Annotated in this window: 17 protein-coding genes; 9 read left to right on the forward strand and 8 right to left on the reverse strand. The window is 71.7% G+C overall.

Annotated elements, in window-relative coordinates; genetic code table 11:
• Position 1: 1 nt before the first annotated feature.
• From MCBMB27_RS06895 to bchF, 7 genes are read right to left on the reverse strand one after another with little or no spacing between them, the layout of a single operon-like run.
• Positions 2 to 1,432 (reverse strand): BCD family MFS transporter, encoded by a 1,431-nt coding sequence (locus MCBMB27_RS06895; RefSeq protein WP_043383090.1) that lies wholly within the window; start codon positions 1,430 to 1,432, stop codon positions 2 to 4.
• Positions 1,429 to 2,181: a magnesium protoporphyrin IX methyltransferase gene (gene bchM, locus MCBMB27_RS06900; RefSeq protein ID WP_043757049.1), complete on the reverse strand. Its 753-nt coding sequence runs from the start codon at positions 2,179 to 2,181 to the stop codon at positions 1,429 to 1,431. The genes MCBMB27_RS06895 and bchM overlap by 4 nt, the downstream gene beginning before the upstream one ends.
• A 16-nt stretch (positions 2,182 to 2,197) precedes the next feature.
• The gene (gene bchL, locus MCBMB27_RS06905) at positions 2,198 to 3,091 is read right to left on the reverse strand and encodes a ferredoxin:protochlorophyllide reductase (ATP-dependent) iron-sulfur ATP-binding protein (RefSeq protein ID WP_043346558.1); all 894 of its coding nucleotides are present in this window, start codon (positions 3,089 to 3,091) and stop codon (positions 2,198 to 2,200) included.
• A complete protein-coding gene (locus tag MCBMB27_RS06910; RefSeq protein ID WP_075380124.1) occupies positions 3,088 to 6,792 on the reverse strand; it encodes a magnesium chelatase subunit H in 3,705 nt (1,234 codons plus the stop codon). The genes bchL and MCBMB27_RS06910 overlap by 4 nt, the downstream gene beginning before the upstream one ends.
• The gene (bchB, locus tag MCBMB27_RS06915; protein ID WP_075380125.1) at positions 6,767 to 8,365 is read right to left on the reverse strand and encodes a ferredoxin:protochlorophyllide reductase (ATP-dependent) subunit B; all 1,599 of its coding nucleotides are present in this window, start codon (positions 8,363 to 8,365) and stop codon (positions 6,767 to 6,769) included. Before bchB ends, MCBMB27_RS06910 begins: the two co-directional genes overlap by 26 nt.
• A 4-nt stretch (positions 8,366 to 8,369) precedes the next feature.
• Positions 8,370 to 9,644 (reverse strand): ferredoxin:protochlorophyllide reductase (ATP-dependent) subunit N, encoded by a 1,275-nt coding sequence (locus MCBMB27_RS06920; protein ID WP_075380126.1) that lies wholly within the window; start codon positions 9,642 to 9,644, stop codon positions 8,370 to 8,372.
• Positions 9,641 to 10,147, reverse strand: coding sequence for a 2-vinyl bacteriochlorophyllide hydratase (bchF, locus tag MCBMB27_RS06925; RefSeq protein ID WP_043346566.1), 507 nt, complete (start codon positions 10,145 to 10,147; stop codon positions 9,641 to 9,643). The genes MCBMB27_RS06920 and bchF overlap by 4 nt, the downstream gene beginning before the upstream one ends.
• A gap of 317 nt (positions 10,148 to 10,464) precedes the next feature.
• Between bchF and MCBMB27_RS06930 the strand changes: the two genes are divergently transcribed.
• From MCBMB27_RS06930 to MCBMB27_RS06970, 9 genes are all read left to right on the forward strand, one after another.
• Positions 10,465 to 11,355 (forward strand): cobalamin B12-binding domain-containing protein, encoded by an 891-nt coding sequence (locus MCBMB27_RS06930; RefSeq protein WP_075380127.1) that lies wholly within the window; start codon positions 10,465 to 10,467, stop codon positions 11,353 to 11,355.
• 40 nt (positions 11,356 to 11,395) lie between these two features.
• A complete protein-coding gene (ppsR, locus tag MCBMB27_RS06935) occupies positions 11,396 to 12,847 on the forward strand; it encodes a transcriptional regulator PpsR (protein ID WP_075380128.1) in 1,452 nt (483 codons plus the stop codon).
• Between the two features lie 292 nt (positions 12,848 to 13,139).
• The gene (gene chlG / locus MCBMB27_RS06940) at positions 13,140 to 14,024 is read left to right on the forward strand and encodes a chlorophyll synthase ChlG (RefSeq protein ID WP_075380129.1); all 885 of its coding nucleotides are present in this window, start codon (positions 13,140 to 13,142) and stop codon (positions 14,022 to 14,024) included.
• Positions 14,024 to 15,418 (forward strand): BCD family MFS transporter, encoded by a 1,395-nt coding sequence (locus tag MCBMB27_RS06945; protein ID WP_210281282.1) that lies wholly within the window; start codon positions 14,024 to 14,026, stop codon positions 15,416 to 15,418. Before chlG ends, MCBMB27_RS06945 begins: the two co-directional genes overlap by 1 nt.
• Before the next feature lie 4 nt (positions 15,419 to 15,422).
• Positions 15,423 to 16,649 (forward strand): geranylgeranyl diphosphate reductase, encoded by a 1,227-nt coding sequence (locus MCBMB27_RS06950; RefSeq protein ID WP_043383072.1) that lies wholly within the window; start codon positions 15,423 to 15,425, stop codon positions 16,647 to 16,649.
• Positions 16,646 to 17,140 (forward strand): TspO/MBR family protein, encoded by a 495-nt coding sequence (locus tag MCBMB27_RS06955; RefSeq protein ID WP_043383069.1) that lies wholly within the window; start codon positions 16,646 to 16,648, stop codon positions 17,138 to 17,140. Before MCBMB27_RS06950 ends, MCBMB27_RS06955 begins: the two co-directional genes overlap by 4 nt.
• Entirely contained in the window at positions 17,140 to 17,493 is a 354-nt protein-coding gene (locus MCBMB27_RS06960; protein WP_043353938.1) for a hypothetical protein, read from the forward strand. Before MCBMB27_RS06955 ends, MCBMB27_RS06960 begins: the two co-directional genes overlap by 1 nt.
• 31 nt (positions 17,494 to 17,524) lie before the next feature.
• Positions 17,525 to 19,120 (forward strand): cytochrome c, encoded by a 1,596-nt coding sequence (locus MCBMB27_RS06965; RefSeq protein ID WP_075380130.1) that lies wholly within the window; start codon positions 17,525 to 17,527, stop codon positions 19,118 to 19,120.
• Between the two features lie 131 nt (positions 19,121 to 19,251).
• The gene (locus MCBMB27_RS06970) at positions 19,252 to 19,425 is read left to right on the forward strand and encodes a YqaE/Pmp3 family membrane protein (RefSeq protein ID WP_012318839.1); all 174 of its coding nucleotides are present in this window, start codon (positions 19,252 to 19,254) and stop codon (positions 19,423 to 19,425) included.
• A gap of 4 nt (positions 19,426 to 19,429) precedes the next feature.
• On the opposite strand, the gene MCBMB27_RS06975 is transcribed toward MCBMB27_RS06970, so the two are convergent.
• A complete protein-coding gene (locus MCBMB27_RS06975) occupies positions 19,430 to 20,923 on the reverse strand; it encodes a L,D-transpeptidase family protein (protein ID WP_075380131.1) in 1,494 nt (497 codons plus the stop codon).
• Positions 20,924 to 20,959: the final 36 nt, after the last annotated feature.

A 20,959-nucleotide genomic window follows, 5' to 3' on the forward strand; every position in this document is an offset into this window, starting at 1 on the left:
GTCAGGCCGTCCGGCCGGCAAGGCCGTTGGCGATGCGGTCTCGATCCTCTGTCCGTGCGTCCTCACGCACCAGCGGCCCCAGCGCGAGGAGCGCCGCGAACAGCAGGGCGATCTCGATGTGGTAGACGATGAGGTAGCCGATCGCGGGCTCGTTCATGCCCTCGCCGAGCACCCCCGACTGGGCGATGGCGCCGCCCACGTCGCGCACGAGGCCGCTCGCCGCGATCGACAGGCCCGCGGCGGTCGCCTGCACGGCGCCCCAGGCGCCGAGCGCCAGCCCCGTATCCTCGGGGCCGGCGCGGTTCATCGAGGCGGTGAGCGTGCCGTGGGCGAAGAGGCCGCCGCCGAGCCCGATCAGGCTGACGCCGGCGGCGAACAGGTCGGCCGAGGCCAGCGGCGCGGCGAAGACCACCGCCGAGAAGGCGAGGATGCCGATGCCGACGCCGACCGCCGACACCCGGAACGGATCGCCCCCGCGGCCGAGCCAGCGCGCCGCAACCAGCAGGCCCAGCCCGCCGCCCGCGGCGAGCAGCGCCGTGAGGGCCGTGGTCGCGCCCACGGAAAGGTGCAGGATCTGGCCGCCATAGGGCTCCAGCAGGATGTCCTGCATGGAGAAGCCCGCCGTGCCGAGGCCGATCGCCACGAGGCGACGGCGGGCGGTGCCCTCACCCGCATAGGCCCGCCAGGACGACCGGAAGTCGCGCTGCGGCGCCGTCTGCGTCCGGTTGGGATCGCGCGGCTCCTGCTTCCAGAGGGCGAACCCGTTGAGGATGATGGTGACCAGGGCGGCGCCCTGGATCACCTGGATCAGGCGCACCGGCGAGAAATGGGCGAGGAACAGGCCGAACAGCAGGGCGCTCGCCATCATGCCGAACAGCAGGGCCGCGCAGAGCAGCGCCACCACCTTCGGCCTTGCATGCGCGGGGGCGAGGTCGGTGGCGAGCGCCAGCCCGACGGTCTGGGTCGTGTGCAGACCGGCACCGACCAGCAGGAAGGCCAGAGCCGCCGCAAGGTTGCCGACCCAGAGCGGCCCGGTGGTGTCGCCCGACAGGATCAACAGGGCGAACGGCATGATCGCGAGGCCGCCGAACTGAAGCAGCGTGCCGAACCAGATGTAGGGCACCCGCCGCCAGCCCAGCAGCGAGCGATGCGTGTCCGAGCGGAAGCCGACCAGCGCCCGCAGGGGCGCAAAGATCAGCGGCAGCGCCAGCATCACCGCGACGATCCAGGCCGGCACCCCCAGTTCGACGATCATCACCCGGTTCAGGGTGCCGATCAGCAGCACCGCCGCCATGCCGACGGTGACCTGGAACAGGGCGAGCCGAAGCAGGCGCCCGAGGGGCAGCTCGACGGTTGCGGCATCCGCGAAGGGGAGGATCGCCGGGCCGAGGCGCATCAGCGCGCGGGTCAGTTTCTGGGATGCGGCGTTCATGTCCGCACCCCGGGCGACGCCGCCCCCGATCCCGCAGAGGCGGACGGGCGCGCGCGCGTCAGCGCCACCGCGTTCGACAGGTAGAATCCGCTGTTGATGCGGTGGCTCCGCGCCCAGGTGAAGGCGTCGAGCGCTGTTTCAGAGGTCATCCGACGGCGCAGGCCGCCCTCGGTCACCGGCACGATCGCGGGCGAACGGTCGCTGCGGGGAAAGAACTTGCCCGCCGCGTGCATCACAGTCAGCAGGGCCGTGCGCGGCGCCACGGTGAACAGCACCGAGCCGTCGGTGCGCGCACCCAGCGCCGCCAGCGCCCGGGCGATGTCGGCAGCCCGGTAGTGAATCAGCGAATCCATCGCCACCACGTGGTCGAAGCGGCCGAGACCCGGATCGAGCATGTCGCCGACGCGGAAGTCGATGCGGCCCGCCCCGGCGATCGCCGGCAGCCGCTCCTGCGCCAGCCCGATCAGCGTCGGCGAGACGTCGATCGCCACCACCTCCGCCCCGCGGTGCGCCGCCTCGACGCTGAGCGCCCCGGTGCCGCAGCCGGCATCGAGCAGGCGCAGGCCGGTCATGTCGGCGGGCAGCCAGGAGAGGAGCGTCGCCCGCATGGCGTCGCGGCCTGCTCGCACCGTGGCGCGGATGCGGCTCACCGGCGCGTCCGAGGTCAGGCGCGACCACGCCTCGACCGCGGTGCGGTCGAAGTAGGTGGTCAACTCGCCCCGGCGGGCGTCGTAGCTGGCGCTGGCCATCGGTCGGACCCTAAACTCAATCGAAACCGAGGAACTCGAACAGGTCGCGATCCTTCATCGGGACCGCCTCGCAGGGCGGGGCGCCCGACCACAGCGTCTCGGCGAGCCGCATGTACTCCGCGGTCACGGCGTCGAGCTCCGGGGACGAGTCCATCTCGAACAGGGTGGACTTCTTGAGCCGCGAGCGGCGGACCACGTCGAGGTCGGGGAAATGAGCCAGCCGCTTCAGGCCGACCGCGTCGTTGAACCGGTCGATCTCGTCGGTCTTGGCCGAGCGGTTGGCGATGACGCCACCCAGGCGCACGGGGTAGTTCTTCGACTTGGCGTGGATCGCCGCCACGATCCGGTTCATGGCGAAGATCGAGTCGAAATCGTTGGCGGTGACGATCAGCGCCTGGTCGGCGTGTTGGAGCGGCGAGGCGAAGCCGCCGCAGACCACGTCGCCCAGCACGTCGAACACCACGACGTCGGTGTCTTCCAGGAGATGGTGCTCCTTGAGGAGCTTCACCGTTTGGCCGACCACGTAGCCGCCGCAGCCGGTGCCGGCGGGCGGGCCGCCGGCCTCGACGCACATGACGCCGTTATAGCCCTCGACCACGAAGTCCTCGACGCGCAGCTCCTCCGAATGGAAGTTCACTGCCTCCAGGGCGTCGATCACCGTGGGGGCGAGGCGCTTGGTCAGGGTGAAGGTCGAGTCGTGCTTCGGGTCGCAGCCGATCTGGAGCACGCGCTTGCCGAGCTTGGAGAAGGCCACCGACAGGTTCGACGAGGTGGTCGACTTGCCGATGCCGCCCTTGCCGTAGACCGCGAAGACCTTGGCGGTCTCGATCTTCAGGTCCGGGTCCAGGGCGACCTGGACGCTGCCTTCTTCCTTCCGGGCGACGACCGGATTGCGGATGGCGATGTTCATGCGGCGACTCCTGTGGTGACGCCTTCGAGACGATCCTCCAGCTCCTCCTCGGCCCGGTCGAGGGCGTCGCGCATCTCTGCGTTGGGAGTCCAGAAACCGCGGCGGTGGGCCTCGATCAGCCGTTGGGCGACCTTGGCGGAGGCGGTGGGGTTGAGGGCCGCCATGCGCTCGCGCATGGCGGGGTCGAGGACGTAGGTCTCGGTGATCCGCTCGTAGATCCAGGGCTGGACCGCGTTGGCGGTGGCCGACCAGCCTACCGTGTTGGTCAGGTGGGTCTCGATCTGGCGGACGCCTTCGTAGCCGTGGCCGAGCAGGCCCTCGTACCATTTGGGGTTGAGCATGCGGGTGCGCGTCTCCAGCGCCACCTGCTCCTCGAGGGAGCGCACGCGCCCCTCCCCGCGGGTCTGGTCGCTGATGTAGATCGGCACCGACTCGCCCTTGGCGCGGGCCACCGCCCGGCCCATGCCGCCGAGGCCGTCGAAGTAGTGGTCGACGGAGGTGACGCCGACCTCGACCGAGTCGAGGTTCTGGTAGGCCATGTCGACGGAGGCCAGCACCGCCTGCATCAGGGCGCGTTGCGGCGCCGGGCGGCCGGTGCGGCCATAGGCGAAGCTCTTGCGGCGCGAGAAGGTCTCGCACAGCTCGGCGTCGTCGTCCCAGCTCCCCGAATCGACAAGGTGGTTGACGTTCGCGCCGTAGGCCCCCTCGGCGTTCGAGAAGACCCGCAGGGCCGCCGTCTCCAGGTCGCAGCCCTGCTCGGCCTGGATCGCCAGGGCGTGCTTGCGGACGAAGTTTTGCTCCAGCGGCTCGTCCGCGGTGGCGGCGAGGTACGAAGCCTCCGCCAGGAGCTTCGTCTGGAGCGGCAGGAGATCGCGGAAGATGCCCGAGAGGGTGACCACCGCGTCGATGCGCGGGCGGCCAAGGGTCTCCAGTGGGATCAGCTCGGCGCCGCTCAGGCGGCCGTAGCCGTCGAAGCGCGGCGCGGCGCCGATCAGCGCCAGCGCCTGGGCGATCGGGCCGCCCTCGCTCTTGAGGTTGTCGGTGCCCCACAGGACCAGGGCGACGCTCTCCGGGCAGGGCTTTCCGTCGGCCGCGAAGCGTTCGAGGATGCGGGCCACCTGCCGGGCACCGTCCGCGACCGCGAAGGCGGAAGGCAGGCGGTAGGGGTCGAAGCCGTGGAGGTTGCGGCCCGTTGGCAGGATCGCAGGGTTGCGCAGCAGGTCGCCGCCCGCCACCGGCGGAACGAAGCGGCCGTCGAGGGCCCGCAGCAGCGCCGGCACCTCGTGGTCCCGGGCGAGCAGCCGGTCGGTCTCGGCCAGACTCGCGAAGGCGGCGCGGCTGGTCTCGTCGGCGGACAGGCCGGAGGCCGTCAGCGCCGCCTCGACGCCGTGCCCGGCCACCAGGGCCTCGATCCCGGCCCGCTCCGGACTCACGCCGTGCGCCGACTCGGCGAGCGCCAGGAGCAGGTCGACCCGCTCGACCTCCGGCGTCCCCGCTCCGACCACGTGCAGCCCGTGCGGGATCAGGGTCTGCTCCAACTCCTGCACGGCGGACCAGAGGGCGCCGACCCGGGCGCCGAGATCGCCGGTCCAGGCCGGCTCGGCGGCCACGAGATCGAGGGCCGCGCCCTGGTCCTGGATCATCCGGGCGAGACTCTCCCGCTCCGTCCCGGCTTCGAGGTCGAGGCCGCGCCAGCGCTCCATCGAACTCTTCAGGTCGATCAGCCCGCGGTAGAGCCCGGCCGCCGCGAGGCTCGGGGTCAGGTAGCTCACCAGCGTCGCGGCCGAGCGGCGCTTCGCGAGCGTCCCCTCCGACGGGTTGTTGGCGGCGTAGAGGTAGACGTTCGGCAGCGCCCCGATCAGCCGCTCCGGCCAGCAGGCCTCGGACAGGCCGGTCTGCTTGCCGGGCATGAATTCGAGCGCCCCGTGGGTGCCGAAATGCAGCACGGCGTCGGCGGAGAAATCCTCCCGCAGGTAGCGGTAGAAGGCCGAGAAGGCGTGGGTCGGCGCGAAGCCGCGCTCGAACAGCAGCCGCATCGGGTCGCCCTCGTAGCCGAAGGCAGGCTGGACTCCGACGAAGACGTTGCCGAACTGCGCTCCGAGCACGAAGATCTCGGCGCCGTTGGTCTGATGGCGGCCCGGCGCCGGGCCCCACTGGGTCTCGATCTCGGCGAGGTAAGTCTCGCGCCGCACATGGTCCTCGGCCGGAATGCGGGCGTGGACATTGGCCTGGGTGCCGTAGCGCTTGGCGTTGCCCTCAAGGATCGCTGCGCGCAGGGCATCGACGCTCTCCGGGACGTCGACTATGTAGCCGTCGGCCGCTAGGCCCTTCAGGGTGTTGAGGAGCGAGCCGTAGACCGACAGGAACGCCGCCGTGCCGGTGGCGCCGGCATTCGGCGGAAAATTGAACAGCACCACGGCGAGTCGGCGCTCGGCTTTCTCGGTCCGGCGCAGGGACACCAGCCGTTCGACCCGCTCGGCGAGGCGCGCGGCCCGCTCGGGATGGACCCGCATGTCGCGGGAATTGTCGCTGCCCGACGCGGCGGAGCGGCCCCCGAAAACCATCGGGGCGGTGGCGCCGTCGAGTTCGGGGATCGCGACCATCATGGTCGCCTCGACCGGCGACAGGCCGCGCTCACCCGCCTCCCACTGCTCCAGCGTCTGGAACTCCAGCGCCTGGGCGGCGAGGTAGGGCACGTCGAGTCGGGCCAGCATCGCCTCGGCGGAAGCGGCATCGTTGTAAGCGGGGCCGCCGACCAGGGAGAAGCCGGTGAGGGACACGAGGGCGTCGATGCAGGCGCGCCCATCCCGCATGAAGAACGAATCCACGGCCGGGCGGTTGTCGAGACCGCTGGCGAAGGCCGGCACCACGTCGAGGCCCTTGGCCTCCAGGGCCGCGATGACGCCGTCGTAGTGGGCGGTGTTGCCGGCGAGCACGTAGCTGCGCATCACCAGGAGGCCGACGCGGCCCGTCGCGTCCGCCCGGCGCGGCAGCCGGGACGGGTCCGCGCCGATTCGGCCGGGCAGGCGCGGGTGGTAGAGGCCGGTCTCGGGGTAGTCGAGGGGCGCGGGTGCCGCCGGCCCGTCGCGCCAGGCCGCCCGCTCGCCCGCCGCGTAGCGGTGCACGAGGAAACGCACCAGGGCTGCGACGTTCTCGTCGGAGCCCGCCAGCCAGTATTGCAGGGTGAGGAAGTAGGCGCGCACGTCCTGGGCCGAGCCCGGGATGAAGCGCAGGATCTTCGGCAGCTTGCGCACCAGGGCCATCTGCCGGCCGGCATTGCCCTGCTGGCCGGGCTTGCCGCGCAGCTTCTTCAGGAAGTCGAGGGCGCTGCGCTTGGTGCCGCTCATGTCGAAGCGGCCGAGCCGCGTAGTCTTCACCACATCGCTTGCCGAAAGGCAGCCGATGATCGCGTCGCAGGATTCCCGCCGGGCCGCGAGCGCCGGCAGGATCGCCCGGACATGCTCGTCCATGAACAGCATGGCCGAGAGCACGATGTCGGCCTGCGCGATGTCGGCCCGGCAGGCCTCCAGCGTCGCAGGATCGGTCTCCCACTCGGCTGCCGCGTGGAAGCCCAGCACCAGCCCCGGCATCTCGGACCGGAGGCGCAGGCGCGCCCGTTCCACCGCGCTCGCCAAATGATTGTCGAGCGTGACGATGACGACGCGGATCGGCGGCCTAGCGGCCGTAATGCGCTTTGGCATCGTAGAGGGTCTCGATCGTGATGAGCGGCAGGTGCCGCTCCCGGGCGAAGGTCTCGGTGTTGCTGCGGGCCTTGCCGCGCACGAAGAACGGGATCTTTCTCAGTTCCTTCTCGGCTTCCGGCGACCACGCGGTCGCGACCGGCCTGTCCAGCAGGATCGGAACGGGCGCCGACGTCGGAGGGGTGTCGGCCGGCGCCCGTTCTCCGGCCTCGAGCGCCCCGTCCGCCGGAGTCCCGAAGGACTTGCCGCCGAGATGCGAGGGGCCGACGCCGTCGTGGAATTCGGGATCCTCCCGGAACATGCCGAGGAGGTGCTCTTCGAGGCCCATCATCAGCGGATGGACCAGGGTGTCGAACAGGACGTTGGCGCCCTCGAACCCCATCTGCGGCGCGTAGCGGGCCGGGAAGTCCTGGACGTGGACCGGCGCCGAGATCACCGCGCAGGGGATGCCGAGCCGCTTGGCGACGTGGCGCTCCATCTGGGTGCCGAGCACCAGTTCCGGTGCCGCCGCGCGGATCGCCGCCTCGACGTCGAGGTAGTCGTCGGTGATCAGCGCCTCGATCCCGTGCTCGGCCGCTTCGGCGCGGACCTCGCGGGCGAATTCGCGGCTGTAGGTCCCGAGACCGACCACCGTGAAGCCGAGTTCGCGCGCCGCGACCCGGGCGATGCCAATGGCATGCGTCGCGTCCCCGAACACGAAGACGCGCTTGGCCGTCAGGTAGGTCGAATCGACCGACCGCGAGTACCAGGGCAGGCGCGAGCCCGGGCCGTCGAGCACGGGCGCCGGATCGATTCCCGCGATCTCCGCCACCTCGGCGACGAACCGGCGGGTGCCGCCGACGCCGATCGGCAGTGTCTGCGTGAATGGCTGCCCGAAGCTCTTCTTCAGGTACTCCGCGGCCGACCGAGCGGTTTCGGGGTAGAGCACGACGTTGAAATCTGCGTCCCCGAGGCGGCCGAGGTCGGCCGGAGAGGCTCCCAGCGGCGCGACAATGTTGACGGCGATCCCGAGGGAGTCGAGCAGACGTCGGATCTCGATCAGATCGTCCCGGTGGCGGAAGCCCAAAGCCGTCGGCCCGAGGATGTTGCAGAGCGGCCGCCGACCGGGCTCGCGCGCCGGACGCGGGGCCGGCGGACCGGCGAGCGCCCGGACGAGGCGATAGAAGGTCTCCGAGGCGCCCCAGTTCTCCTTCTTCTGGTAGGCGGGCAGCTCCAGCGGGATCACCGGGATCGGCAGGTTGAGGGCCTTGGCGAGGCCACCCGGATCGTCCTGGATCAGCTCGGCGGTGCAGGAGGCGCCGACGATCATCGCCTGGGGTTGGAAGCGTGCGTGCGCGGCGGCGACCGCCTCCTTGAACAGCTCGGCGGTGTCGCGGCCGAGATCCTGCGCGCGGAAGGTGGTGTAGGTGACGGGCGGGCGGGCGTCCCGCCGCTCGATCATCGTGAACAGCAGGTCCGCGTAGGTGTCGCCCTGCGGCGCGTGAAGCACGTAGTGCAGGCTGGACATCGCCGTTGCGACGCGCATGGCGCCGATATGCGGGGGACCCTCGTAGGTCCAGAGGGTGAGCTGCATGGCGCTACACCTCCAGCAGGGCGCGGCGCCGGAGCGGGCGCACGAACAGCTCGGCGAGGTCGCCGGCCTGCTCGTAGCCCTGTACCGGCGTGAACAGCAGCTCGATCGACCACTTGGTCGACAGACCCTCCGCCTCCAGCGGGTTGGCCAGGCCGAGGCCGCAGACCGTGAGGTCCGGGCGCGCCGCCCGGCAGCGGTCCATCTGGTCGTCGAGGCTCTGGCCCTCGGTCACCCGCGTACCCTGGGGCAGCAGCTCGATCTCGGCGGCGAGATGCGCCCGGTGCAGGTAGGGCGTCCCGACCTCCACGAGATCCGCGCCGAGTTCCCGGGCGAGGAAGCGGGCGAGCGGCACTTCGAGCTGTGAATCAGGGAAGAAGAACACGCGCTTGCCCGCGAGCTTTTCGCGATGGGGCGCTAGGGCGGTCTTGGCTCGGGTGCGGCCCGGGGCCGTCGCCCGGTCGAAGACGGCCTCAGCGACGCCGAACGCCTCAGCCGCCGCCCGCAGCCATCCGGTCGTGCCCTCGGCACCGAGCGGGAACGGCGCCGGGAGCCGGCGGGCGCCGCGCTCTTCGAGGGCGCGGGCCGTGTCGGCCAGGAACGGTTGGGCCAGGAGGTAGCGCGTGTTGCGCCCAATCGCGGGCATCGTGTCGGCCCGGCGGGCGGGCAGGAACCGGACGTCGCCGATCCCCATCGCGGCAAAAATCCGAAGAAACTGGTCCTCCACCACGTCGGCCAGCGCCCCGACGACCAGGAGCGACGGCGCGGCCGTCTCGACCTCGCGGAGCAGGTCCGGCACCAGGGCGGCGAGGCAGGCATCCTCGCCCTGCGTGAACGTCGTCTCGATGCCGGAGCCGGAGTAGTTCAGGACCCGCACGGGGGCGAGGCGCCCCGACAGCCGTTGCGCCGCCCGGGACAGGTCTAGCTTGATCACCTCCGACGGGCAGGAGCCCACCAGGAACAGGAGCTTGATATCCGGCCGCCGCTCGATCAGCCGGGTCACGACCCGGTCGAGCTCCTCGTTCGCGTCGGCGATCCCGGCGAGGTCGCGCTCGTCGATGATCGCGGTCGCGAAGCGCGGCTCGGCGAAGATCATCACCCCTGCGGCGGACTGAATCAGATGCGCGCAGGTCCGTGAGCCGACCACGAGGAAGAAGGCGTCCTGGATCTTCCGGTGGAGCCAGACGATGCCGGTGAGGCCGCAGAACACCGCCCTCTGCCCCTGCTCTTGGTGCAGGTCGATGCCGCCGCAGGGAGGCTGGTGGATCAGGGGAGCGTTCATGACAGCGCCTCCGCGAGGCGCGGTGCGCGGCTGCCGGTGCCCTCGAGACGGGCGGCGCGGAGCTTCATGAGGAACTGGCCGGCATTGACCACGTAGGTCGCGTAGGCCGCCAGCGCGAGCAGCAGCAGCGCCTGCCCGCTGAGTGCGCCCGTGATGAGAGCCGCGAGATAGGCTGTGTGGAGGGCCAGCACGAGCATGCTGACCACGTCTTCCCAGAAGAACGCCGGTGCGAAGAGCCACCGCCCGAACACCGCCTTTTCCCAGATCGAGCCGGTGACCATGATCGCATAGAGCGCCAGGGTCTTCACGACGACCGAGATCTCAGCGGCGAACTGACCTGCACCGGTGGCGAGGGTGCGCAGCACTAGGACGAGACTGATCAGGAAGATCGCGAATTGCAGAGGCGCCAGCACGCCCTGAACCAGGGTCCAGGGCGAAGAGTCGCGCCGTCGCCGTTCGGCAGGCGTGTAGAGCGGTCGTGCCGGCCGGTCCTCGGGACCCATGCATCCGCTCCCTGGTGCTCGGCGGCGCCAATGGCTCCGTCGTTGACAGAGGCTAGGGCGAGGGTCCCAGAAGTGTCAAGTGCGCTTGACGGTTTCGGAACATGACAGGTGAGAGATATTTTTTCTTCGAATAAGATCATTGCCAAGATCGCCAGGAAGCGTATCGTCGGGCTCGACGGCTGGAGACTGCCGCAGTTTCACTTGTCAGATCCGGGACTGACGAACGCGAAGAATAGACAGGCGAGCAACGCCGCACCCAGGACACGAGCGGTGCCGCTGGTCCTCCCGGGCCAGGGCCGACTCAGGGAGGGATGCCGATGGGAGACTGGAGGCATTTCGGCGATCGCCTGGATCACGGCCAGCCCGCGGCCGGCTGTAACCCTGTGAGCGATGGTCGTTCCGTGTTCCGCGATAGCCCCGTCGGTTGGTCCGATCTGCGCCGGCCCGTTCCGGACATGCTCGCCCGCGTGGTCGAGGCGGAGATCCTGCCCCGGCTGATGCTCGCGCACCGGCCCGCCGGCCGCGGCCGCTCGGCGAATCGCGCGCCGAGTGCCCGGGAGATCGCCGAGTTCAGCGCCCTGCTCCTGGAGGCTGGTCCGGTCGATCTCGACGCCCGGGTGGAGGTCCTGCGCGACGGCGGCCTGCCCCTGGCCCGCCTGCTCCTCGATCTGCTCGCCCCGGCGGCCCGCCACCTCGGCGCGCTGTGGGAGGAGGATGCCTGCGACTTCCTGGCGGTGACGGAGGCGCTCGGGCGGCTCCATGCGGTGAGCCGACGCCTCTGCGCCGAGCTGGAGGACGAATCGATCCCGGCCAACGGGCGCAGCGTGCTGCTGCTGCCCTGTCCCGGCGAGACGCATGTCTTCGGCCTGTCGATCGTCGCGAGCTTCTTCCGGGAGGCCGGCTGGGACGTGACCACGGCGGTGCCCGGTCCCGAGGTCGATCCCCTGACGCTGCTCCGCACCGACTGGTTCGATGCGGTCGGCCTGTCGCTCTCCTGCGACGTGCTGCTGCCGGCCCTGACGAAGGCCGTGGCGGAGGTGCGCCGCGACTCCCGCAACCGGGAGATCCGCGTTCTGGTCGGCGGCCCCTATTTCGCGCGCTACGGCGGCGAGGCGGGGATCGTCGGGGCGGATGCCTGCGTGTCGGACGCCTGCCTGGCGCCCGCCGCGGCGGAAGCTTTGCTGGACAGACAGGCATTGGCCTGCTGAAAGGGTTGGTATCCGAATATCACATTGCAATCACATTGCGGTGACCGTGACGCCCCAGCCTCGCCACACCTCGCAGTCGCCGCCCGCGGCCCTGCAGCAGGTGGCCGGCCTCCTCGAAGGCGAGGCGGTCGGCCGCATCGTCGCGGCATCGACGGACCTGTCGCTGGTGATCGATGCCGACGGGGTGATTCGGGACGCGACGGTCGGCGCCGATCTCAAGGCCGAGACGGTGGCGGGCTGGCTGGGCCGGCGCTGGATCGACACGGTCACGGTGGAGAGCCGCCCGAAGGTCAACGCCCTTCTGCGGGATGCCCGGGCCGAGGGCATCACCCGATGGCGCCAGGTGAACCATCCCTGCCCCGACGGGATCGACCTGCCGATCCGCTACGCCTCGATCCGGCCGGCGGGGGACGGTCCGATCCTCGTGCTCGGGCGCGACATGCGGGCGGTGGCGGCCCTTCAGCGCCGGCTGATGGAGACGCAGCAGGCCCTGGAGCGGGACTACGACCGCCTGCGCGCCGCCGAGACCCGCTACCGGCTGCTGTTTCAGATCTCCGGCGAGCCGGTGCTGGTGGTCGATGCCGGGACGCGCCGGGTGGCCGAGGTCAATCCCGCCGCGGCGCGCCTGCTCGGGCGGCCCGCACGGCGCATCACCGGCCAGGACGCCGTCGACCTGTTCGACGCCTCCAGCGCCCGGGCCCTGGAGGCGCAGTTCGCCGCCCTGCGGGCGACCGGGCAGGCCGGGGCGATCCGGGCGTCCCTGCCGCACGAGCGGGGCGAGGTCACGGTGTCGGCCTCGCTGTTCCGGGGCGAGGGCGGCGCCAGCGCCCTGCTGCAGCTGGCCGCCGACCCGGCGGCGGCGGCGGCCGGGCCCGATCAGGAGGCGCCCACCGCCGCCGTGCTGGCGGCGATGCCGGAAGGATTCGTCGTCACCGACCCGTCGCGGCGCGTCCTCATGGCGAACGCCGCCTTCCTGGAGCTGGCCCAGCTCGCCACCGAGGGGCAGGCCCGCGGGCGGACCCTCGACCACTGGCTCGGCCGCGACGAGATGGAGGCGCAGGCCCTGTTCGCGACCCTGGTCGACCACGGCGCCGTGCGCCGCTTCGCCACCGTCATCCGGGGCGCCTATGGCGGCCTGGAGGATGTGGAGGTCGCCGCCGTGTCGGTGGCCGGCCCCCGCCCCTGCCTCGGCTTCGCCATCCGGTCCGGCCCGCGGCGGATCGCCGAGGGGCGCTCCGCCGCGGCGATCGGGCGGGGGCTGCCCCGCTCGGTGGAGCAGATGACCGAGCTGGTGGGCCGGGTCTCGATGAAGACCCTGGTGCGCGAGACCACGGACCTCATCGAGAAGCTCTGCATCGAGGCGGCGCTGCGGATCACCCGGGACAACCGGGCCTCGGCGGCCGAGATGCTGGGCCTCAGCCGGCAGGGCCTCTACGCCAAGATGCGCCGCTACGGCGTCGGCGATCTGGACGGCCCGGCCGACGACGCCTGAGGCGGGCGCCGCACTCCCTTTCGGCCCTCGGCGGACTGCCGCGCGCCTGACCGCGCCCGACGCGCGAGGATGGCCGCGTTCCGCGCGCACGACCGCCGGATCGCGCGCGCAGGACCGCCGCCGCACCGGTAAAACCGGCCGCCGCCGAGGCGCTGCGCTCCGCGACTTTCCGGTGTGCCGGATAATGTATTCCTGACGTGGGGGTTGTATTCGCTGGACAAACGCCGCGCACATTCCGCCGCGTGGTGTAAATCTGCCTTGACACTTCGGCGGGGCCCGGTAGCCTCCCGCCATGGCCGCTACGCCCGCCCCGAGCGCAGTCATCGAGCTGCTCAAGCCGCTGACGTGGTTCGCGCCGATGTGGGCGTTCGCCTGCGGGGTGATCTCCTCCGGGCAGCCGGCCAGCGGCCAATGGCCGGTGATCGCCGCCGGGGTGCTGCTCGCCGGGCCGCTGGTCTGCGCCACCAGCCAGGCCGCCAACGACTGGTTCGACCGCCACGTCGACGCGATCAACGAGCCGAACCGGCCGATTCCCTCCGGGCGGATCCCGGGCCGCTGGGGGCTCTACCTCGCTTTGGGCTGGACGCTGCTGTCGCTGGTGGTGGCCGCCGCCCTGGGGCCCTGGATCCTCGGGGCCGCCCTGTTCGGGCTGGTGCTGGCCTGGATCTACTCGGCGCCGCCGGTCCGGCTGAAGCGGAACGGCTGGTGGGGCAACGCCGCGGTGGCGCTCTGCTACGAGGGGCTGCCCTGGTTCACCGGCGCCGCCGTCATGGCCGCGGCCCTGCCGGACCGGCGGGTGCTCCTGGTGGCGCTGCTCTACGCAGCCGGCGCCCACGGCATCATGACGCTCAACGATTTCAAGTCGGTGGAAGGTGACCGGCGCATGGGTCTGCTGTCCCTGCCCGTGCAGATGGGCTCGCAGCGCGCCGCGCGCTTCGCCTGCCTCGTGATGGCCCTGCCGCAGGTGGCGGTGATCGCGCTCCTCGTCGACTGGGAGCGGTACTGGCATGCCGGCCTCGTCGCGGCGCTGCTCGCCGGCCAGGCCGCCCTGATGGTCCGGTTCCTCGAGAACCCCCGGGAGCGGGCGATCTGGTACAACGGCACCGGCACCACCCTCTACGTCCTGGGCATGCTGGTCTCGGCCTTCGCGCTGCGCCCGCTGGTGGGAGGGGTGTGATGGCGGGCGGCTCGCGCACGGAACGGCCGGGCGCCCGCCCGTCCCCCGCGAAGGCGGGCGGGCGAGCGGTCGCGTCCGACGGGTATCTCGGCTGGCCCCAGATCGTCCGCCTCGGCCTCGTCCAGACGGCGCTGGGCAGCGTCGTCGTGCTGATGACCGCCACCCTCAACCGGGTGATGGTGGTGGAACTGGCGCTCCCCGCCATCGTGCCGGGCCTGCTGGTCGCCCTGCACTACGCCGTGCAGGTCCTGCGCCCGCGCTGGGGCTACGGGTCCGACCGCAGCGGCCGGCGCACCCCCTGGATCGTCGGCGGCATGGTGGCCCTCTGCCTCGGCGGGTTCGGCGCCGCCTGCGGCACCGCGCTCGCCGCCGAGAACCTCGCCCTGGGCCTCGCCCTCGCGGCCCTCTCCTTCCTGTGCGTCGGGATGGGCGTCGGCGCGGCCGGGACCTCGCTCCTCGTCCTGCTGTCGGGGGGCGTCGCCCCGGCCCGGCGGGGCGCGGCCGCCACCATCGTCTGGGTGATGATGATCGTCGGCTTCGCCGTCACGGCACCGCTCGCCGGGCATTTCCTGGATCCGTTCTCCGGTCTGCGGCTCGTGGCGGTGTCGGGCACGGTCTCGCTCGTCGCCTTCTGCGTGGCGGCGCTGGCGGTCGCCGGCATCGAGCGCCGCCTGCCGGTCCGCGCCCCGGAGCCCGCGGAGGCGCGCCGGCCGTTCTTCACCGTGCTGGCCCAGGTGCTGGCCGATCCCGTGGCCCGGACCTTCACGATCTTCGTCTTCGTCTCGATGCTGGCCTACAGCGCCCAGGAACTGATCCTGGAGCCCTATGCCGGCCTCGTCTTCGCGATGAGCCCCGGCGCCACCACCAAGCTCGCCGGGTTGCAGCACGGCGGGGTGCTCGCCGGCATGCTGCTGGTGGCGGGGGTGACCCTCGCCGCCCGCGGCACCGCCCTCGCCTCCCTGCGGCTCTGGATCGGGATCGGCTGCGCCGGCTCGGCGGCCGCCCTCTTCGCCCTGGCGAGCGGTGTGGCGGCGGGCTCGGACTTCCCCCTGCGCGCGACGGTGTTCGCCCTGGGCGTCGCCAACGGTGCCTACGCGGTGGCCGCCATCGGCTCGATGATGGCGCTGGCCGGCCGCGGCGACGCACGGGAGCGCGGCACCCGCATGGGCGTCTGGGGCGCCGCGCAGGGCGTCGCCTTCGGGGCCGGCGGATTCCTGGGGGCGGCGGCGGTGGATGCCGTCCGGCTCGTCACCGCCGAACCGGTCCAGGCCTACGCGGCGGTCTTCGCCGCGGAAGGCGTGCTCTTCCTCGTCGCGGTCGTCCTGGCGGCCCGGCTCGAACCCGCTCCGGCACCCGATTCGGTGCCGCTCGATCCTGCCTTCAGCGCGAGGTGAGGCCATGGCTCGGTTGGACGAAGGCGGCTCCGGTCGCGAATCCTACGACGTCGTCGTGGTCGGCGGCGGGCCGGCCGGGGCCACGGCGGCCACCGACCTGGCCCGGGCCGGCCACGCGGTTCTGCTCCTCGACAAGCCCGGCCGGATCAAGCCCTGCGGCGGCGCGATCCCGCCGCGGCTGATCCGCGATTTCGCGATCCCCGATGCGCTCCTCGTCGCCAAGATCCGGTCCGCCCGGATGGTGGCGCCGAGCGGCAAGACCGTCGACATGCCGGTGGGCGAGGGCTTCGTCGGCATGGTCGACCGCGAGCATTTCGACCCGTGGCTGCGCGCCCGCGCGGAAGAGGCCGGCGCCGACCTGCGCGACGCCGCCTACGATCGGATCACCCGGCCCGACGACGGGGTGCCGCTCGTCCACTTCACCACCGGGACCGGCGCGGATCTCGCCCGCCACGCCGTCCGGGCCCGCCTCGTCATCGGCGCCGACGGCGCCTGCTCGCCGGTCGGCCGGGCGGAGGTGCCGGGCCACGCCAAGATGCGGCAGGTCTTCGCCTATCACGAGATCCTGCGGGTGCCGGAGGCCGGCACCCCCGGGGCCGAGGCCGTCGAGGCGACCCGCTGCGACGTCTACTACCAGGGCCGCCACTCGCCGGATTTCTACAGCTGGATCTTCCCCCATGGGGATACGCTCAGCATCGGCACCGGCAGCGCCAGGAAGGGCTTCTCGCTCCGCTCCTCGATCCGGGCCCTGCGCGCGGCGACCGGCCTCGACCACGCCGAGACCGTCCGCCGCGAGGGCGCGCCGCTGCCGCTGAAGCCCCTGAAGCGCTGGGACAACGGCCGGGACGTGCTGCTCGCGGGCGACGCCGCGGGCGTCGTGGCGCCGGCCTCCGGCGAGGGCATCTACTACGCGATGCTCGGCGGCCGGCTCTCGGCCGAGGCCGCCGCCGCCTTCCTGCGGACCGGGGACGCGCGCGCCCTGGCCGGGGCGCGCAAGGCCTTCATGAAGCTGCACGGGCGCGTGTTCTGGATCCTCGGGATGATGCAGTGGGTCTGGTACCGCAGCGACGGGTTGCGCGAGCGCTTCGTCTCGATCTGCCGGGACAAGGACGTCCAGCAGCTCACCTGGGACAGCTACATGAACAAGGAGCTGGTCCGGGCGAAGCCCGCCGCCCACGCGCGGATCTTCTTCAAGGATCTCGCCCACCTGTTCCGCTGGGTCTCCCCGTGAGCCTCGCCGTCGACCTGGGGCCGCCCGCGGTGGCCGCCGCCGCCGCCGTGCTGGTGGCCGTGGCCGGCGGCCTCGCGACCACCACGGACGGCTGGTACCGGCGCCTGCGGGTCCCGGCCTGGAAGCCGCCGGACTGGGCCTTCGGCCCGGTCTGGACGGTGATCTTCGCGCTCACCACCACGGCCGGTGTGCTCGCCTGGAACGGCGACGCCGATCCCGCCGCGCGGGGTGTCCTCCTGGCCGCCTACGCGGTGAACGGGGTTCTCAACATCGCCTGGAGCGTGCTGTTCTTCCGGTTCCGGCGGCCCGACTGGGCGCTGGCCGAGGTGGCGGCCCTGTGGCTGTCCATCGCCGTGCTGATGCTGGTCACCGGCCGGGTCAGCCTCGGCGCCGGGCTGATGAACCTGCCCTACCTCGCCTGGGTCAGCGTCGCCGCCTGCCTGAACCTGCGGATCGTGCGCCTCAACGCGCCCTTCGGGCAGCCGGCGTGATGGAGGGTCTGCTGGCCCCCCTGTTCGCCTCGGGCCGGATCGTCGACGGGATCCTCCTGCTGGTCGCCGGGGAGGCGCTCGTCCTCGCGTGGCTCGTCCGCCGCCGGGGCGGCCCGCCGCTGCCGTCCCTTCTGGCGAACCTCGCCTCCGGGGCCGCCCTGATGCTGGCCCTGCGGGCGGCGCTGGTGGGCGCCGGCTGGATCGCGGTCGCCGCCTGGATGCTCGCCGGGCTCGTCGCCCATCTCGCCGATCTCGGCCTGCGGTTCCGGACGGCCACGGCACAACGCCGCAGCCCGGCGCCGGCCGGAACAACGCCGCGAACGGCCGCGTTCACGCGCGGCACACGAATCTGAATTACTCTAAGTTCGGGATGGGAGACGCGGCATGCAGCGCACGAGAGCCCTCTCCTCCGGCCGCGTGTCGGCCCCGATCCTAGCGAGCCTGTTCCTGGCCGCGCCGGCGCTGGCGCAGGCGCAGGACGGGTCGGCCGACCAGATCGAGCGGGGCAAGTACCTCGTGACCATGGGCGATTGCGCGGCCTGCCACACGGCGCCGGGCGGCAAGTACCTCGCCGGCAACTATGCCCTGAACATGCCCTTTGGCGTGATCATGACCCCCAACCTCACCCCCGACAAGGAGACCGGGCTCGGCGACTACACCTATGCCGACTTCGAGAAATCGTTCCGGCAGGGCTACAGCAAGCATGTCGGCTATCTGTACCCGGCCTTCCCCTTCGCTTGGTACACCAAGGTCACCGACGAGGACACGAAGGCGATCTGGGCCTACCTGCAATCGCTCCCGCCGGTGAGCGAGAAGCGGCAGGAGAGCCAGATCCCGTTCCCCTTCAGCGTCCGCACGGCGCTGGTGACGTGGCGCACCGCCTTCTTCACCGAGGAGCGCTTCAAGCCCGACCCGAACGCCAGCGCCGAGGTGAATCGCGGAGGCTATCTCGTGGAGGGGCTCGGCCACTGCGCCATGTGCCACAACGAGAACAAGCTCGTCGGCAATTCGAGCTTCGCCGGGCGCTTCGGCGGCGGCGTGATCGACGGCTGGTACGCCCCCAACATCACGCCCGACGGGCATCAGGGCATCGGCGCCTGGACCGACGAGCAGGTGGTGACCTATCTCAAGACCGGCACCGCCCCGGGCAACCGGCCGGGCGTCGCCGCCGGGCCGATGCGCCAGACCATCATGGAATCCCTCTCCAAGGTGAAGGAGGAGGATCTGAAGGCGATGGTCGCCTACCTGCGCACGGTCCCGGCCAAGCAGACCTACAAGCCGAAGGATCTCGCCGCCTTCGACACCGCCGACGCGCCGGGCGCCTCGACCTACCTGACCTACTGCTCCTCCTGCCACCAGCCCGACGGCAAGGGCATCGAGGGCGCGGTGCCGGCGCTCGCCGGCAACACCTCGGTCCAGTCCGAAGGGCCCGAGACGGTGCTGCGGGTGATCTATGGCGGGCTCGCGGCCCAGAGCGGCCTCGCCCCGATGGTGGCGATCGGCCAGCAGATGACCGACGTCGAGGTGAGGAACGTCACCGACTACATCCGCAACTCCTGGGGCAACAAGGCGCCGGTGGTGACGGGCGACAAGGCCTCCGAGGCGCGCGCCGCCACCAAAACCATGCTGGCCGGCACCGCCCCCTGCGCGGAGATCGAGCAGGACAAGCTCAAGGCCGCCTTCGACAAGATCGGCATCCAGGAGAGCCTGAAGGGGTTGAAGCAGCAGGACTTCGTCCCGACGCTCGTCCGGCTGGTGCAGCAGGTGAAGGCGGAGCCCACGGGGGTCACGGACGACGACATCGTCAACGGCCTGACCACGGCGTTCTGCAAGGTCGGCCGCGACGACCCGCAATACGGCAACCCGAGCTGGCCCGCGGTGATCGGCACCTTCGCCAACGTCGCCTACAGCCAGGTGAAGCATCCGGAGAAGCAGGCGGCCAACGTGCCGTCCGCGACCACGCCGCCGGCGAAGAACTGAGGCGCCACGCCTCAGGCCGCCGCTCCGGGCTCCGATACGGGACACCGGAGCGGCGCGAACAGTCCCGGGAACGGAGAGGCGCGCCCGTCGTTTGAGCGAGGATCCCTCAGGAACCTCGTCCCGGAGTGTCCGTGTCCAGCCTCGTCCGCATCCTGCTCGCGATCTTCTTTCCGCCGATCGCGGTTCTCGTCACCACGGGCTTCGGCCTGCAGTTCCTGCTGAACATCCTGCTGTGGATCCTCGGCTGGCTGCCCGGCACGGTCCACGCCCTGTGGCTGATGAACCGCGACCGGCCGCTGGTCTGAGCTGTCAGGGCTTCCGGCCCTCGGGCTCGCCCTTCCGGAGGGCGGGCTTCGCCTCGGCCTTGCCGTCGATCTTGCCCTCGACCTTGGCGGTCTTCACCGCATGGGCCTTGGCGGCCTTCGGCGCGACCTTCTCGGCGGCGTGGGCGAGCTTCACCGGCTCCGGCACCACCGCGGCGTCGACCGCCGGGGTCGGGGGCGCCGCCGGGGCCGGCTTGTCCTTGGCGAAGAGCTGGCCGAACAGCTTCTGGTAGCTGCTCGGGTCGCCGTCCGCGTCGGCGACCGCGATCCGCGCGGGCTTCTCGGGCAGCGCCGCCGTGGTCTCCACCTGCGCGTTGGGATCGGCGCGGTTCGCCATGAGTGTCGTGACCGCCGGCTTCGCGGGCTCCCGCCCGCGCCCCTTGCCGTCGGCCTTCGCGGCCCGGGCGGGGGCCGCCGGCTCGGCGCCGGCCAGCATCACCGGCTGGCCCTTCGGCGTGACCTCGATCTCCTGCGGGCCCGCCGCCAGGGTCTCGGGCCGGCTCACGTCGCCGAGATTGTGCCGTCCGTATTCCTTAGCGTCGTAGGGCAGGACCGTCTCGGTCCCGCCGAGGCTCGCGAAGGCGCTCGTGTTCTGCGGGCGGAAGACCGGGTTCTGGCCGCCGTCCTGATAGACGACCCGCACCGCCGGCGTGCCCTTGGCGACGAGGTCGGCGACCGCGCGGGCGTCGTGCGCGCTCTTCTCCGCCACCAGCGGGTCGACATGGGGCTTGCACGAGCCGGCCGCCGCGTCGGCCCCGCCGAACACGTATTTGGTCCCGCACTGGCCGACCTTCGGCTCCTCGTGCAGGGCCTCGAAATAGTCGGACCCTTCCTTGAGGTTCTGCCAGAAGGCGATGTTCGGGTCGTTGCGGAACTTGGCCATGTTCTCGGCCGTCATCCGGAACGGATAGGACTGGAACTGGAAGCTGCGCTGGCCGCCGATGAACGCCTCGCGGGCGACGGCGTAGATCTCCGCGATGGTGGCGTCGGTCATGGCGAAGCAGCCCGCCGACGAGCAGGTGCCGTGCACCATCAGGTACTTGCCGGTGCGCCCGTTGGCCCGGTCGACGGCATTGGGGAAGCCGGTATCGAACGAGAGATAGTACGAGGAATTCGGGTTCATCAGGCCCGGGGTGATCGTATAGAAGCCCTCCGGCGCCTGCCGGTCGCCCTCGCGGGTCTTGGGGCCGAGCTGGCCGGACCAGCGGCAGATCGGGTAGGTCTTCAGCAGGGCGTAACGGCCGTCGCCGCCCCGCTTCCAGATCTCCATCTCCGCTTCCTTCTTGAAGGTGCGGATCAGGATCGGGTCGGATTGCTGCATCCCCTTGGATTGCATCAGGGCGACCGTCTGGGGGGCGACCGGCGCGAGGCTGCGCGCGCTCGGGCCGTTGATCCCGGAGCCGTCCTGGCAGGCGGCGAGCGACAGGGCCAGCAGGGACGCTGCCGCCAGCAGTCGCGCGGTCGCGAGACGCGCCGTCATGGGGAACCTCGATCGTCTTACGCGCGCCCGCGGGCC

Origin of the sequence: Methylobacterium phyllosphaerae, from assembly GCF_001936175.1 — a bacterium.
Classification (GTDB): Bacteria; Pseudomonadota; Alphaproteobacteria; order Rhizobiales; family Beijerinckiaceae; genus Methylobacterium; species Methylobacterium fujisawaense.

Bases quoted from the DNA above. Each gene is read 5' to 3' on its own strand.
- MCBMB27_RS06895 (WP_043383090.1), bottom strand. From the start codon at position 1,432: ATGAACGCCGCATCCCAGAAACTGACCCGCGCGCTGATGCGCCTCGGC.
- bchM (WP_043757049.1), bottom strand. From the start codon at position 2,181: ATGGCCAGCGCCAGCTACGACGCCCGCCGGGGCGAGTTGACCACCTAC.
- bchL (WP_043346558.1), bottom strand. From the start codon at position 3,091: ATGAACATCGCCATCCGCAATCCGGTCGTCGCCCGGAAGGAAGAAGGC.
- MCBMB27_RS06910 (WP_075380124.1), bottom strand. From the start codon at position 6,792: ATGCCAAAGCGCATTACGGCCGCTAGGCCGCCGATCCGCGTCGTCATC.
- bchB (WP_075380125.1), bottom strand. From the start codon at position 8,365: ATGCAGCTCACCCTCTGGACCTACGAGGGTCCCCCGCATATCGGCGCC.
- MCBMB27_RS06920 (WP_075380126.1), bottom strand. From the start codon at position 9,644: ATGAACGCTCCCCTGATCCACCAGCCTCCCTGCGGCGGCATCGACCTG.
- bchF (WP_043346566.1), bottom strand. From the start codon at position 10,147: ATGGGTCCCGAGGACCGGCCGGCACGACCGCTCTACACGCCTGCCGAA.
- MCBMB27_RS06930 (WP_075380127.1), top strand. From the start codon at position 10,465: ATGGGAGACTGGAGGCATTTCGGCGATCGCCTGGATCACGGCCAGCCC.
- chlG (WP_075380129.1), top strand. From the start codon at position 13,140: ATGGCCGCTACGCCCGCCCCGAGCGCAGTCATCGAGCTGCTCAAGCCG.
- MCBMB27_RS06945 (WP_210281282.1), top strand. From the start codon at position 14,024: ATGGCGGGCGGCTCGCGCACGGAACGGCCGGGCGCCCGCCCGTCCCCC.
- MCBMB27_RS06950 (WP_043383072.1), top strand. From the start codon at position 15,423: ATGGCTCGGTTGGACGAAGGCGGCTCCGGTCGCGAATCCTACGACGTC.
- MCBMB27_RS06960 (WP_043353938.1), top strand. From the start codon at position 17,140: ATGGAGGGTCTGCTGGCCCCCCTGTTCGCCTCGGGCCGGATCGTCGAC.
- MCBMB27_RS06965 (WP_075380130.1), top strand. From the start codon at position 17,525: ATGCAGCGCACGAGAGCCCTCTCCTCCGGCCGCGTGTCGGCCCCGATC.
- MCBMB27_RS06975 (WP_075380131.1), bottom strand. From the start codon at position 20,923: ATGACGGCGCGTCTCGCGACCGCGCGACTGCTGGCGGCAGCGTCCCTG.